Source organism: Roseateles sp. GW821-FHT09G03, assembly GCF_059416045.1.
This window is the reverse complement of sequence record NZ_JBWKOK010000001.1, coordinates 1,315,714-1,329,811: the sequence shown is the minus strand read 5'-3', so window position 1 is coordinate 1,329,811 and position 14,098 is coordinate 1,315,714. Positions and strand designations below refer to the sequence as shown.

7 protein-coding genes are annotated in these 14,098 nt (G+C 72.4%); all 7 read right to left on the bottom strand.

What is annotated here, in order from left to right:
• Window positions 1-16 precede the first annotated feature (16 nt).
• The 7 genes from AC07OZ_RS05945 to AC07OZ_RS05915 are packed head-to-tail and all read right to left on the bottom strand — an operon-like array spanning window position 17 to window position 14,098.
• Window positions 17-2,845, bottom strand: coding sequence for a putative Ig domain-containing protein (locus AC07OZ_RS05945; RefSeq protein WP_495466229.1), 2,829 nt, complete (start codon window positions 2,843-2,845; stop codon window positions 17-19).
• A 5-nt stretch (window positions 2,846-2,850) separates the two neighbouring features.
• Window positions 2,851-4,251 carry an ATP-binding protein gene (locus AC07OZ_RS05940; RefSeq protein WP_495466228.1) on the bottom strand — a complete coding sequence of 467 codons (1,401 nt, stop codon included), beginning with the start codon at window positions 4,249-4,251 and terminating at the stop codon, window positions 2,851-2,853.
• Entirely contained in the window at window positions 4,235-6,196 is a 1,962-nt protein-coding gene (locus tag AC07OZ_RS05935; RefSeq protein WP_495466227.1) for a contractile injection system tape measure protein, read from the bottom strand. The genes AC07OZ_RS05940 and AC07OZ_RS05935 overlap by 17 nt, the downstream gene beginning before the upstream one ends.
• A gap of 34 nt (window positions 6,197-6,230) precedes the next feature.
• On the bottom strand, window positions 6,231-8,942 hold the full coding sequence (locus AC07OZ_RS05930) for a baseplate wedge protein (protein WP_495466226.1): 2,712 nt from the start codon (window positions 8,940-8,942) through the stop codon (window positions 6,231-6,233).
• A gap of 37 nt (window positions 8,943-8,979) precedes the next feature.
• On the bottom strand, window positions 8,980-9,780 hold the full coding sequence (locus AC07OZ_RS05925) for a hypothetical protein (RefSeq protein WP_495466225.1): 801 nt from the start codon (window positions 9,778-9,780) through the stop codon (window positions 8,980-8,982).
• Window positions 9,777-13,646: a baseplate J/gp47 family protein gene (locus AC07OZ_RS05920; protein ID WP_495466224.1), complete on the bottom strand. Its 3,870-nt coding sequence runs from the start codon at window positions 13,644-13,646 to the stop codon at window positions 9,777-9,779. The genes AC07OZ_RS05925 and AC07OZ_RS05920 overlap by 4 nt, the downstream gene beginning before the upstream one ends.
• Window positions 13,643-14,098 carry a GPW/gp25 family protein gene (locus AC07OZ_RS05915; protein WP_495466223.1) on the bottom strand — a complete coding sequence of 152 codons (456 nt, stop codon included), beginning with the start codon at window positions 14,096-14,098 and terminating at the stop codon, window positions 13,643-13,645. The genes AC07OZ_RS05920 and AC07OZ_RS05915 overlap by 4 nt, the downstream gene beginning before the upstream one ends.

The window sequence follows — 14,098 nt, the reverse complement described above, 5'->3', positions numbered from 1 at the left end:
CGTGCCTTCCGGGTCGTCAGGGGGCCTCCACCCGGGGCTTGAACGTGACGATCAGGCCGCCCACGATCAGGACCAGGATGATCACCACCAGCAAGGTGTTCCCCGTCCTCAACTGATTCAGCGACGGGTCGCAGGAGAAGATCGCACTGGCCACCGCGAGCGTGATCAAGGCACCCGCCCACAGCACCATCAGGATCACGGGGCCCATGCGCCGCACGCGGCAGTTCCAGCCGTACAGCAGCAGCGTCGTGCCCACGACCACCAGCAGCGCCTCCAGCGCCAGCCGCAGCGGCATGCGCATCGGACAGACGATCTTGCAGAAGCCGGTGTCCTGGTCGAGGAAGGACCAGAAGCGCGCGTCCAGCAGCTTCACCACGGTCTCGCCGGCGCCGACGCCGGTCACCGGCAGCGGCCAGAACGCCACGCCGCCGAAGGACCATCCGATGTAGACCAGGTCGCGGTCCATGCTCTCCGCCCCCGCGAAGTCGACCGGCTTGCCGCCCGGGTACACCAGCACCGGCATCACGCTGACGAGCAGCGCCATGCGGTCCGGCCCGCTGAGCTCGTCGGTGAAATCGGTGCGGTTGCGCAGCTGCATCTTGTTCACGTCCGATCCCATGCCCAGCGGCGTCAGGATGCGCACCGTGATCGGGCTCTTGCCGATGTAGTCGGGCGTCGACTTGTACGAGGCCGTCGCCGCGCCGCGCTCCTTGTATTCGCCGGGAGAGGCCTCCGCCCGGTTGCGCTCCGCCGTCTTCATGATGGCCAGCAGGTTCCTGAACCGGAACGCCGTCCCCTTCTCGCCGAGCAGGTGCTGCGGGATCACCAGGTTCAGTTGGAAGGCCCGCGGCGCCCGCTTCTGCATCTGGGTCACCAGCGACTGCACGTAGTCGATGAAGAAGCGCTCGAAGCGCGGGTCCTCCGCCTCCGCGTCCGTCGGCTCGAAGAACACCGTCAGGCCGTCGTAGACATGCGCTTCCTCGCGCCAGCCCGGCGGCAGCAGGGCCTCGAACCGGCCCTGCAGGTCGCTGTGCCGGATGTCCAGCATCGCGCCGATGGCCGCCGCGCTGTTGGCCAGCACGTCGTCGCGCGCCGGCTTGACCAGCCGCATCAGCACGTGGAAGTCGCGGCGGTACAGCACCAGGTCCAGGCCGACGTCGTGCTGGTTCACACGGCGCGCGAAGCCGCCCCCCGGGCTCTCGACACCGGGCGGCGCCTGATAGCTGCCGTCGTTGCGCAGGACCGCGCCCATGTACTGCATGCGCGTGAACTTGTCGAAGCGCACCGGGATGGCCGCATCGCTCGCGCCTTGCATCCAGAAGGGCAGGAACGCGTACACGTCGGTCTCGATGGCCTGCAGGCTGCAGCCGCAATCCTCCGGGACGAGGTTCAAGGGCTTGACGCCTGTCATCGGATGCTCGACGCCGGCCGCGTCGGTGATCTCCTCGCGCAAGGTCGCCGGCATCAGCATGTCGAGGAAGGTGTCCACCGCCAGCCGTCCCGGCGGCAGCGCCGGGACGTGGCCGGCCTTCGCCGCATTTGCCACCTGCGCCGCCTTCGTCGCGTTCGCCACTTGCGCCGCCTTCTCCTCCCGCTGCTGTTGCTGCCTTTCCTTCTCCAGCTGTTGCCTGCGCTCGCGCTCCGCGACGGCGATGCGCCCGTCGATCGCGTTCTCCTGATCCGGCGCAAGTCCTGACCCCGGCGACGGGCGCGGCGGCGGCGGCTCGCGGTCCCGCTCCGCCAGGTCCTCCTTGCGCGGGCAGCGCTCGATCGGGTCCTTGTCGAGCTCGCGCGTGAGCTCGTTGACGTGGCGCAGGAAATACTCGCACTGCCGCGCCCGCAGCGAGTCCTGGAACACCGCGCGCGTCGGATGTTCCACGTCCTTCAAGGGCATCAGCATCTCGCGCAGCTGGTCGAGCGTGGGACCCATCACCGGCGGCTTCACCGCGAGCGCCTTCGGGCCGCGCTCCTCGCCGTCGGCGGCCGCTTCACCGGCGGCGGCCGCGGTCATCAGCGACTCGCCCGCCGAGGCTTCCGCATTCTTGAAGATCTCGGCCAGCTTCGCCTCGGTGAGCACGTAGGTCATCGGCATCGGCGGATCCGCCGGCACGACGCGGTTGGTCTGGTCCTCGGTGATCGAGGTCAGTGGATTGGGCGGGTGGCCCTTCGCCGTCGCGGGCGCGCGTGCTGCCGGGACCGAAGCCGCCGCCGCGGCGGGGCGCGCGACCGGCGCGGGCTTGGGATCGACGATGCGGATCTCATACAGCGCCTGCTCGAGGTTCCTCGTCCGCGACGCGTCGGTCGCGGTGAGCAGGAAGCGGAAGGTGCCGGTCTTCGTCGGCGTGCCGGCGAGCGCGCCGTCCTCCTCGACGAACATGCCCGGCGGCAGCGCACCGTCGATGGCGATGCGGTACGGCGGCCGGCCGCCGCGCACGAGATCGCGCGCCTTGTATGGCCGGTCGAGCCGGCCGGAGGGCAGCGGGACCGTCTGGTAGACCAGCCACATCGGATCGCGGCCGGCCGAGGAGGCCGCCGATGCGGAGGACGCCGGCGCGGACAGGGCGGCCGATGCGATCGGCTCCTCGGGGCGTGGCGGCAGCGCGCGCGGCGTCGCGACGTAGATCGTCGCATCGGAGGCCGAGGACGCCGGTGCCGCTGTCGGCGCTTGCGCGCCCGCATGCAGCACCAGCAATGCCGCCGCGAGCAGCGTGCCGCCGACGAACCAGCGCACCCGGGCGCAGTGACGGCAGGGCGGCGGCGAACGCCCGGCTTCGGGCGTGTTGTCGGCCCATTCGTCGACGGACCACCGCCGGCGCACCGATTGGAAGAAGGAGCGTGTTCCCATGGCGGCTACACCGTGCGTCCTTCCTTGCGCAGTTCCTTGGCGATGCCCCGGCGCAGGTCGGCGGCCAGGATGCGATCGCGTCCGGCCTGCATCGCATTGATCGCGCCGAAGCGCACCACGTTGGCGATCGCGCCGCCGGCCAGTTCATGCCGCTCGGCGAATTCCGCCAGGTCCACGTCCACGTCCAGCCGTCCCGTGTGCCGCACCATGCCTTCCCACAGCCGCAGGCGCTGCTCCGCGTCCGGCATCGGGAAATACACCGCCGACTGGAAACGCCGCGCGAAGGCGTCGTCGATGTTGCCCTTGAGGTTGCTCGCCAGGATCACCGTGCCGGGGAAGTCTTCGACGCGTTGCAGCAGGTAGGACACCTCCTGGTTGGCGTGTCGGTCGTTGCTGCTGGAGGTCGCCGTGCGCTTGCCGAAGAGCGCGTCCGCCTCGTCGAAGAACAGGATCCAGCGCCGGTGCTGCGCCTGGTCGAAGACCTGCGCGAGGTTCTTCTCCGTCTCGCCGATGTACTTGGACACCACCATCGACAGGTCGATGCGGTAGACGTCCGCGCCGACCTTGTCGCCGATCAGCGTCGCGGTCAGCGTCTTGCCCGTGCCCGGCGGGCCGAAGAACAGGCAGCGGTAGCCCGGCTTGAGCGCCTTGTCGAGCTGCCAGTCCCGCATCAGCGTGTCGCCGTGGCGGGCCCAGGTGATGATCGCCTCGACCTCGTCCATCACGTCGGGATCGAGCACGAGGTCGCTCCAGTCGAGCTTGGTCTCGATCAGCTTGGCGGGGAACTGCGTGCTGTAGTCGGGCTTGCGCGCCTCACCGGTGCACAGCAGGTCCAGCGTGTCCGCGCCCGCCAGCAGGGCCGAGCCGTACCAGGGCTCACCGGGCGCCTCATGCGCGAGCCGCACCAGTCCCAGCCGGCGCAGCGGCGCCGTCTCGTCGAGCATCTGCCGCAACGCGAAGCGGCGCGCCAGGTCCTCGCCCGCGATCAGGAAGGCGGCCGTCTCCACCGTCGGCAGGAAACCACCGTGGTGCCGGCCTTTCCAGCCGCCGAATTCGCAGAAGCCGCGATCCAGGTTGCGGTTGCTGACGAAGAGCAGGTCCATCAGCTGCGGCCGCAGATGCGGCGCGAGCGCCAGCGCCAGGACCAGCCGCTCGGCCGGGCCGAGCCCGCCTTCGTGGATCAGCCGCGTGAGGTCGTCCCCCGGCTCGGCGGACGGCGCGGGCAATGGCGGGGGCGGCGGCAGTCCGCCGCGGTCCGTCGCGCTGCGCGGCGACGCCACCGCGTCGTCCTGCCCGAAGTGCCCGGCCAGGCGCAGCTGCAGCACGCGGTCCAGCCAGTGCAGTTCGGCCTCCAGGGCGCGCGCGTTGGACGTCGCGCGCGGCGACGGGTCAGCGCCAGTCCACATGAATCACCCTTTCCATCCACGGGTGCCGCAAGGTCGCGTAGCCCCATGGCAATTGATCGATCAGCATGTCGAAGGGACCCGGCTCGACCGAGAGCTGCCACGCGTCGTCGCGGCGCTCGAGCAGACCGGTGCGACGCAGGAAGCTGCCGCGCAAGCCGTCGATCGACGTGGTGCCGAGGATCCGCCAGTGCTGGATCACGGCGACTATCAGGCCGTCGATCGCTTCGCGTTCCGCGTCGGACAGATCGATCAGCCGCGGCACCGTCGTGTCCAGCGGAATGCCGCAGAGCAGCTTGTTGAGCGCGAGCTCCGGTTCGGGCGCGGCCGCATGGCCGGTCGCGAGCGCCTGCAGCAGCAGCGCGCCGCGCGCGGCCGCCTCCGGACCCGTGAAGGCGCGCTCATCCGCGAGGCCGAGCATCGAGAACAGCCGCGGCAGGTAGGGCGACACCAGCACGAGCCCGGCGTTGCCGACGGCGATCTGCTCGGCCAGCGCGTCGGCTCCGGCATCGGCGGCCGCCTGGGCGCCGGCGTGCACGTCGTTCGACGCGTCGGCCGTCGAGGCATCGGCGTTCCCGTGTCTGGACGCGGCGCGTCCCGCGGCGGACTTGCGCCACGGCAGCCGCAGCATGGACAACGCGGACGACAGCACGGACGTCGCCGCGCGCACCGCACGGTCGAACCAGCGGGCGGGCGGCTCGGCGCCGGGCGGCGCATGGCGCTCCAGGTCTTCCCGGACCTCGGCTTCATAACGGGCCGGATCGAAGCCCGACGTCGGATGGCGCACGGCGTGGCCGAGCGTCGCCTGCCAGAGACGACGGCGGCGCGCCAGCAGCGTTGCGCCGTCGGTGGTGGACGGCGGCGGGCGCACCGACGACGAGAACGGATTCGCGCCGCGCGATCCCGACGCCCCTGTCGCGAAGCCGCCCGGAATGTCGCCGGGCACGTCCCCTGACACCGTGCCCGCCGCCACCGCGGTGATCCATGCGGCAACGGCCTCGGCCGCGGGCTCGGCCATCCACAGGCTGAGCAGGCGCGGCAGCAGTGGCTCGGGCAAGGCCGACACCAGGCGCTCGCGCACGGTCGCGGTCTCGCCGACGCGTTGCAGCGTGGCGCGCAGCCAGTCGCGGTCTTCGCGCAGCAGCGGCGCCCAGGCATGCGCAACGGTGTTCAGCGGGTCGCTGCCGGTCGAGAAGGACCCGCCCGCATCCAGCGCCGCGAGCAGCTGCGCGCGCAGCAGCATCAGCGCGGCCGGTCGCGGGGCCACCGCGTGATCCATCGCCTGGCCGAGCACCGACTCCCACAGCGCCGCGCGCGTGCGCGGCGACCGGCCGTTGCGGCGGGCCTGCGCGACGATGTCGAGCAGACGCGCCGCCGCCGCGGGCTCGCCGGGCATGAAGGCGTGGACCAGCGTGCCCAGCAGGTCTTCGTCGAACTGCGCGGCCAGCCGTTGCAGCAGGGCCGCGCGGTCGGGTGCGGCACGCAGCGCGGCGACGAGCGCGCCCGCATCCTCGCGCAATGCGTCCCGCGCGAGGCTGATCGGATCGTCTCCGCGGCCTTGCCAGGGCAGCCGGCCATGTCGCAGGAAATGCAGCAGCGCGTCGCGCCGCGCCTGCGGCCGCGTGCTCACGCGCAGGCCGGTCGCACGGCCGGACGCGCTGACCGCGCCGGGACCGCGCAGCTCTTCCAACACGCGGCGCAGGCGCTCGCGCAGCAGACGCGGCGCTTCGGTCTCCCACTCCGCCTCGGGCAACTCGCCGAGGTCGATCTCCAGCTCATCCAGCCGCCAGTGCTCCTCGGGCGGGCAGCAGGCGTCGAAGACCTCGTCGATCACACGCAGCAACGGCCCCTGCACGCAGGCGACGAGGCGCGCCTCCGTCTCGCCCGGCGTCATGCCGATGCCCTGGCCGACGCCGAGGCCGGCGCCGAAGTCCGCGGCGACCGTCATGCGTTCGACCAAGTGCGGGGAAGGGCGCTCGGACTCACGCATGGCCTTGCACGATCGGCCCGTGGCCGTCGTCCTCTCCGCGCCGTCCGCTACTGCTGCCGCCGCTCGTCGACGGACCGTCGTCGACGGGCAGCCGCTCGATCACGCGGCAGGCGGTCTCGTCCGCCAACGTCCGCGCGCGATCGTCGCCCGGCGCATTCATCCAGGCCAGACGCGCCTCCAGCCAGGCCGAATAGGTGTCCTCGAAGCGCTGCATCGGCTCCGCATCGAGCCACACGCAGCGCAGCGTCAGGTGGGCCGGGCAACTGATGCGCAGCGTCTCCTCGGCGAAGTTCCGGAACGCCGGCTGCGAGGTGCGCTGCGTCCAGCCCGGCAGCACCACCGTCACTCGCAGCTGGTGGAAGTCCTTGGACAGCCCCAGCCGCGCGTGCGAGAGCGCGTCCTGCCGCAGCGGGCGCAGCAGCACATGCTCGACGACGTGCAGGCCTTCGCTCTCCTGATCCAGGTGGCGCAGGAACAGGCGCAGGCTGGCGGCGCCGCGGCGCGCGGCGGCCGCATCGGGAAAGTCGCCCAGCAGCCACCACTGCTTGTTCTCGTCGGGCCCGAGGATGAGACGCCGTGCCTCGCCGCCCCCCGCGCCCGGCATCAGCCGGTAGCGCGCGCTGCGCTGGCCGGCGCGCAGCAGCCCCGCCGGGATCGGCAGGCGCAGCCAGGGCATGCGCTGCAGGTCCTCGCGCACCTGCTCCCGGCCGGCCGGTTGCACGGCATGACCGGCGGACGGCGCCAGCCGCACCGCGTCGTCCTGGCCGTCGAGCAGCCAGGGCTGGTGCCCGGCGCCCGGCTTCGCGACGATCGTGAAGCGCTGCTCGCGCAGCGCGCGGGTCAGCGGGCGGTCATGCACCTGCTTGAATCCCAGCAGCAGGCTGGCGCGGCGTTGCAGCCCGCCGCAGTTGTCCGGCGCGTCCCACGACGGCCGGCTCGGATCGAAGCCGCTCGCACGGTCGCGCGTCAGCTGCACGATGTCGCGCAGCCAGGTGGCCTTGTTCTCCAGCAGCAGGGTCTCGGACTCTTCCGGGCTGAGGTGGCCGAGGAACTGCCGCATCGAGTTCTGCGTGTAGGTCTCGCCGTGCAGCGCCAGCAGGTGGTCGAGCGCCCGGTTCTTGCGCCGGGCCGAGCGGTCGAAGGGCCGGTACACCGCCTCGGCCACGGCCTCCGGCGGCTCCTGGTAGAGCTTGTCCAGACCCGGCACGGCCTTGGCGTCGATCATCTGCGTCCACAGGCCCTGGCGCGCGCCGGGCGCGACCGAGAACAGCTCGCGCAGATGCTGCAGCTGGGCCAGGCCTTGCGCGATCGCCTGCTCCTGCATCACCAGGTAGGCCTTGAGCTGTTTGGCGCGCGCCTGCCGCTGCGGCGGCGCGGTGGACGGCACGCCGTAGCGGCCCAGGCCGTAGATCGCGGGCAGGTGGTCCTGCACCGAGACATAGGTGTCCAGCTTGCGGTGCACGCCGCGCGGCAGCAGCTCGGCGGCGCGCGCGGCCTGCTCCGTGCGGCCGCGGGCCCGATGGGAACGGCCGGCCGAGCGGAGATCCTCCAGCCGCCGGCGCAAATCGTTCCAGGCCACCGGCACGACGTTGCCGCGCCGGCGCACGCTGATCGTCGAGGGCACGTCGCGATCGGGCAGGCGCAGCGACAGCGCCCAGTCGGGGCCGCGCCACTCGACCGAACCGGCGGCCGCCTTGCGGCCCTCGGCGTGCAGCGCGACCACGCGCGCGTCGACGACGCCGGGCACCGACAGCACCACCGTCGTCAGGTCCGAGAGGAACAGCCGCTCGGTGGCGTAGCCCGCCTCGGGCGCGGGCGCGTCCTCGATGAAGCCGTTGTGCAGGGCCGGCCCGGTGTAGATGCGTTCCAGGGACTGGCCTTCGCGCAGCAGCTCGTCCAGCGTGCGCGAGACCGCCGCCCGCGCGATGTGCCGCGCGCAGCGGTCGTAGACCTCGGCCAGGATGTCGACGCCGTCGCGCGGGCCGGCGATGTCGATGTCGGCCTCCAGGTCGCAGGGCACCTCGCGCATGCGGACGATGTCGGGATGGAGGTCCTCGCCGAGGTTGCGGCGCTCGAAGTAGGCCGCGCGCGCGGCGGCGATGCGTTCGGCGGCGACCTCGTCCGTCAGGGCGACCTCGCCGCGCGATCCGGACGGACCGCCCGTTGATCCAGCAGCCGGTCCTGCCGTGGATCCGATCGCCGATCGGCCCGAGTCCCGCGTCAACTGCAGCTGCATGCGGTACAGACCGGTACCCGGCTCGGCCACCAGCGTCGCGTCGTCGAGGCCGGGTGCCGCGTCGAGCAGATGACGCCGGTAGTCCGCCGGCGTGGTCGGCCGGCAGGGGAAGACCTCGGCGGGCGGATGCAGCGACAGGGCCTCGTAATCGATGCCGCCGTCCGGACCGGTCAGGTGGTCCGCCACCGGGAAGCCGGCGCGGTACACGACGTCGGTGAGCCCGAAGCAGAGCTGCTCCAGCATCGTGATGCCGGGATCGTGCAGGTTGTGGTCGGTCCACACGCCGCCGCTGAGCTGCTGCAGCAGCGCGATGCCGCGCGCGCGCAGCCCGTCGAAGCCGACGTCGCGCTCCTCGTCGGTCGTCGGCGTCAGCTTGGCCGGCGTCGTCGGCGCGGCCGGAGGCGCGACCTGCCCCGGCAGACCGGACGGGAACGCCGAGGCGCGCGTCGTCGCGCCGCCCGCGCTCATGGCGTGCCTCCGAAGGTCCTGTCGAGTGTCCGCAGACTCATGTCGAGCCTCCCGACATTTCAGGATCGAACCACAGCTGCGACACCGAGGCCTGGATCACCTTGCCCTCGCCGTAATCGCATTGCGTGCGGATCTGCAGCCGGTAGCTCGCGCGCCGGCCGTGTCCGCCCGCCCAGCGCAGCTGGATGCGATCGCAGCGGCGGCCATACCAGGCGTGCTGGCTGCGGATGCGCTTGCGCGGCGACAGGAACTCCAGCCAGCCCGGCAGCGGGTTGTAGGTGTTCATCGCGATCGCGTGCAGCATCGCGAAGCGCCCGCCTTCCTTCTGCCCGACGCCGGCCATCACCTCGAAGGCCTGGCAGCCGCTCAGTGGGCCGGTCAGGTCGTGCCACTCGCCGTCGGCCTTGAGCGGCTGGCCGGTCTCGTCCTCGCGCCGCAGGTCGCCGAGCCGTCCCGACGACGCGACCACGCCCGCCACCTCCAGCGCCTGCCGCGGCCTGGCCGTGCCGATGCCGACGCGGCCCTCGGTGTCCAGCGCCAGCACCGGATCGCGCGTTCCGGCGGCACGCACGTCGCCGTGGTGGAACAGCAGCTGGTCGCGGTCGCCGCCGTAGGCCATCGACCAGATCGCCTCGCGGCCGCTCTGCTCGCGGTAGAAGCTGATCAGCGCGTCGTGGCTGACCGGGGTGGAGACCTCGAAGCCGTTCTCCGGCGTCTTGCGGAAACCCTCGTCGCTCATGTTGAGCATCGAGTCGATCAGGTCGCCGAAGTGGTCGCTGGTGGGCAGCCGACCTTCCTGGAAGAACTGCTTGAGCGTGTCGCGGTTGCGGGTCGTCATGGCGCGCCCCTGCCGATCACGAAGGCGGGTCCGGCGTCCTGCCGGTCCGGACCGCCGATGACAAAGGTGCTGCCGACCGCCAGCCGGTCGACGCCCGTGGCGCGGGCCGACACCGTCTCCGGAAAGCGGTCGACCGCGGTGAGGATGTGCTGCGGCATCGGCAGCGCGATGCTCCACGGCAGCCCCGCGCGCGCATGGGCCGCGCCGGTGGCCGGCTGCGCGCCGTCCTGGCCGGGCGGCTCCGCGCCCTCCCGCGCGCGGGCGGTATCGGACAGCGTGTAGACGTCGCGGTCGTCGCAGGCCACGGTGATCAGCGACAGCTGCGTCACGAAGCTCACGCCCTCCAGCGCGCGCAGCCGGGCTTCGAGGTCCTCGCTGCGCACCAGCCAGTCGAAGCGCGGGCCGTAGCCATCGTCGAACCACGGCGACAGGTAGTGCACGATGGCCTCGTTGACGCGGCGCAGCGTCGCGCCTTCGTGCGCGCCGCGCGTGAGGCCCAGCGTCGCGCGCAGCTGCAGCCGGTCGTAGGCGGGATTGCGGACCTGGAAGCGCGCGAAGGGCGAGCCGATCTCCGCCAGCGCCGCGGTCATGCGGGCCAGCTCGACCGCGTTGAAGCGCGGCGCCGCGCAGGCCAGCGCGGGCAGGTTGCGCGGCAGCGTCGGGATCACCACCGCCGTCACGCCGCCGCTGCCGTCGTTCGCAGGGATGCAGCGCGCCTTCAGCACGTCGGGGAAACGCGAGAGCAGCAGCCGCTCGACGTCCCAGCCCAGCGACGCGCGGCCCTTGTGCTGCAGCCGCTCGCCGGCGCGGGTGATCATGGCGCGTTCGTCCTCCTCGCGCTGCAGGCTGAAGGAGCGCCCGACCTGCGTCACCGAGGCCAGGCCCGGCAGCGTCGCCGACGGCCGCACGATGATGCCGTCGACCAGCGGTACCGGCGGCGCGGGCGGCGCGCTGCCGGTGCGCGGCGGCGGCGCGTCCGCGTCGCCCGGCATCTGCCGCCGCAGGCGCACGCCCTGCGTGCGCACGGACACCAGGCCGGCGAAGCTGTCGAACTCCGCGCCCGCCGACAGCCGCAGCCAGTACAGCCCAGCCGGCATCACGGTGTGGTCGGTGCTCATGTCGCGGGGCAGGTCCAGCGTCACGATGCCGGAGGTCAGGCAGCCGTGCGTCGTGTCGCCCAGCACGCGCGACGGCGCCAGCGTCCGCCATTCGTCGTTGGCCAGCGTCGCCCACGACACGGCGCGGGGCCGCGTGCCGTTGAGCAGGCTGCGCGCCGACGACTCGCGCAGCTGGAACAGCAGCGTCAGCACGCCGCCCGGATCGCAGGAGGAAATGCCGATGTAGAGGTTGCCGTCGGCGCCCAGGCGCGGCAGCAGGTCGTGCCCGCCGCCCGACATCGCCGAGTACAGCGTCTGCAGGCCGAAGGGATGGAGGTGGAACAGCCGCTCGCCGTCGACGCCCTCGGGCGGATCGTCGTCACGGTCGAGCGCGATGACGCTGGCGGCCTCGTAGTTCAGCGAGATGCGCTCGATCATCGGCGTGTACGGCGGATTCGGCAGCGGGCTCGGGCGCTTCGTGCGCGCGTTGGCCGCCACCGTCGAGGCCAGCTCGACCGGATAGGCCGCATGGCCGAAGGCCGCGCGCGGGCCGCTGAGCTGCAGCCGGCACAGGCCGTTGCGGGGCATGGGCATGGTCGACCAGTCCTCGTCCGTGGCGCGGCTGAGCTTGCGCACCGAGCCGGGGTCGATCTCGATGTGCTGCGTCGCGATCAGCTCGCCGGCCGGGTTGGTGCCGGCGAACAGCGGTTGATGGGCCGAGCGGTTCGCGCAGGGCTGCCATTCGCTGTCGCGCAGCCAGGCGATCTCGGCGCTGAAGCGGCCTTGGCGCAGCTCCTTGCCGGAGGTGCCGCCATAACCGGCGTAGTGTGTGTCGAAGCCGCCGGGCTCGAGCGGCAGTCCGCCCCATTCGATGTCCAGCGAGAGCCGGTCCAGGGTCTTGCGCGCCGCCTCGGGCGAGCCGACGACGAGGTAGGAGGACAGGCCCGGCAGCGGTCCGAGCGGCGCGAAGGCCTTCGTCGGATCGAGCGGTCCGAGGTTGTTGGCCAGCCGCACCTCGCGCACGCCGCGCACGCAGACGCGCAGCTCGACTTCGGCCAGCGGCAGCCGCGCCAGCAGCGAGTACGGATAGAGCCGGCCCTGCGTCGCGACCTCCAGCCGCAGAACCGGCAGCCGCGTCGGCCACTCGGTGCCGTGCACGGCGGGGTCGACGCCGGTGATGGCCGGTGCATCCGCGCGCAACCGGATCAGCAACGAGAGGCCGGCGCCCGCGGCGCGGTCGATCCGGCTCTCGACGGTCCACCAGCCGGTCGCCGTGCTCAGGCTCAAGCGGAAGGCGCCCTGCATCAGCCGATCGAAGATCAGTGCGCGGTTGGGCGCCCCCGAGCCGTCGAACATCGAGGGCAGGCCTTCGCCCAGCAGACGGTGCGCGGCGTTGCGCATCGAGACCCAGTCGGTGTCGCGAAGGTCGTCGGGGGAGGGCGTCGCCACATCCCCTCCGGCCAGCAGCCATTGCGGCACCAAATCCCCGAAGGCATCGCGGAATGCGTCCGCGGTCTTCGCGCGCAGCACCGCGTCGCGCAGGCCGCGCAGGTCGGGCGCGGTGCCGGACGAGGTCTGGCGCAGGATGACGCGGATCTCGCGCTCGCCCTCGCGCAGCAGGAGCAGCGGCGACGCGACGGCCAGACCGATGCGCGCATCCTCGGCGCCCGCGCCGCCGGCCGCGCCGAACAGCGGCCAGACGGTGCGGCCGTCCGCCACCGGCTGCGCGACCTTGGCGCGGGTGACGTAGTTGAGGTCGCGCTCGGGCGCGATCAGCCGGTCCCGTTCCAGCCGCAGCGTGCGGAGCGTCTCGACCCGCGCGTCGGTGACCGTCAGGGGGCCGTCGCTGACGAAGCGCACCGGCCGGCCCGCCGCGTCCTTGCCCGCGTCGAAGGCGGTGCCCGGCGGCAGGTGCACGTCGCCGGGCGCGCGCAGGTCGCGCTGGCAGGCGAGGTAGACGCTGTCGGCGCGCGACGGCGCGGGATCGAAGCCCAGGCAGTCCCGGTAGTAGAACGCGGTGTGCCGCGCGGGGAACCGGTTGACCTCGCGCTGCGCCGTCTCGCAGACCTTCAGGAAGGCGACCAGCAGCGCCGCCGCCGGCTCGTGGTTGGCCGTGGCGATGCTGTCGGGCAGCAGCTCGCGCGCCAGCCGGCGCACGTCGTCCACGGCGCTGAGGAAGGCGAAGAAGCGTTCGCGCAGCCGCTCGCGGTCCTCGCGCTCGGCGTCCGGATCGGCGACCGGCTCCTCGCTGATCTGGCGGTGCCACATGCGCGAGAGCTCGCGCTCCACCGGCCCCGGCGGACGCGCCGCGGCGGGGGCGTCCTCGCCCTGCAGGAAACGCCGCTCCACCCAGCGCAGGTCGGCGGCCAGCTGCTGGTCGACCAGCAGGTGGATGCGCTCGCGCAGCACGCGCGGCGCGGTGTCGTGGATGCCCGCCAGCGCGCGCCACCACAGGTCCAGCCAGCCGGCCAGCGTGAGCACCTGGCGCGCCAGGTGCGGCAGCGGCGCGGAGTCCACCTCGCGCGCGAAGCGCTGCTGCAGCGGCCACGGATCGACCGCGGCGATGCGCGCCATCACCAGCGTCGGATCGGTGGCGAAGAGCGTGCTCCAGTCGCCGGCGTCGTGGTCGTCGAGGTCGATGAAGCGCAGGTGGCGCGCCAACTGCGCCGTCATCTCCACGCGCTGCTCGAAGTCCAGGTCGTCCGGGCGGAAGTAGCCCGGCGCCAGGGCCATCGGGAAACGCTCGCGCTGTTCGGTGCCGGTGCTCATGCGGGTTCACTCCTCGGCCCACTGGTCCCCGGTCCGTCAATGCCCAGCACCTCGCCCTCGCGCAAGTAGAGCGGGAACACGAAGTTGTAGCGGCTGTTGCTGCTGCGCAGCGTGTAGTCGAGCTGGATGCGCAGCACGCCGTCGTACAGCCCGGAGGTGTCGATGTCGATCGCGTTGAGCGCGATGCGCGCCTCGAAGAACAGGATGGCCTGCTGGATCAGGCTGCGGATCTCGGTCAGCGTGCTGTCGTTCATGGTCTCGAAGACCATGCGCCGCAGGCCGCAGCCGTAGGTCGGATGCATCACGCGCTCGCCCGGCATGGTGGTCAGCAGGATGCGCAGGCTCTCCTCGACGTCGGTCACGCCGGACACCATCACGCCGCCGCGGGTGCGCCGGTCGAAGGCCGGCGGGAAGGCCCAGCCGGTGCCGAGGAAATCGTGTTCGGCATCCAT

Bases quoted from the DNA above. Each gene is read 5' to 3' on its own strand.
- AC07OZ_RS05945 (WP_495466229.1), bottom strand. From the start codon at position 2,845: ATGGGAACACGCTCCTTCTTCCAATCGGTGCGCCGGCGGTGGTCCGTC.
- AC07OZ_RS05940 (WP_495466228.1), bottom strand. From the start codon at position 4,251: ATGTGGACTGGCGCTGACCCGTCGCCGCGCGCGACGTCCAACGCGCGC.
- AC07OZ_RS05935 (WP_495466227.1), bottom strand. From the start codon at position 6,196: ATGACGGTCGCCGCGGACTTCGGCGCCGGCCTCGGCGTCGGCCAGGGC.
- AC07OZ_RS05930 (WP_495466226.1), bottom strand. From the start codon at position 8,942: ATGAGCGCGGGCGGCGCGACGACGCGCGCCTCGGCGTTCCCGTCCGGT.
- AC07OZ_RS05925 (WP_495466225.1), bottom strand. From the start codon at position 9,780: ATGACGACCCGCAACCGCGACACGCTCAAGCAGTTCTTCCAGGAAGGT.
- AC07OZ_RS05920 (WP_495466224.1), bottom strand. From the start codon at position 13,646: ATGAGCACCGGCACCGAACAGCGCGAGCGTTTCCCGATGGCCCTGGCG.
- AC07OZ_RS05915 (WP_495466223.1), bottom strand. From the start codon at position 14,098: ATGGATGCCGAACACGATTTCCTCGGCACCGGCTGGGCCTTCCCGCCG.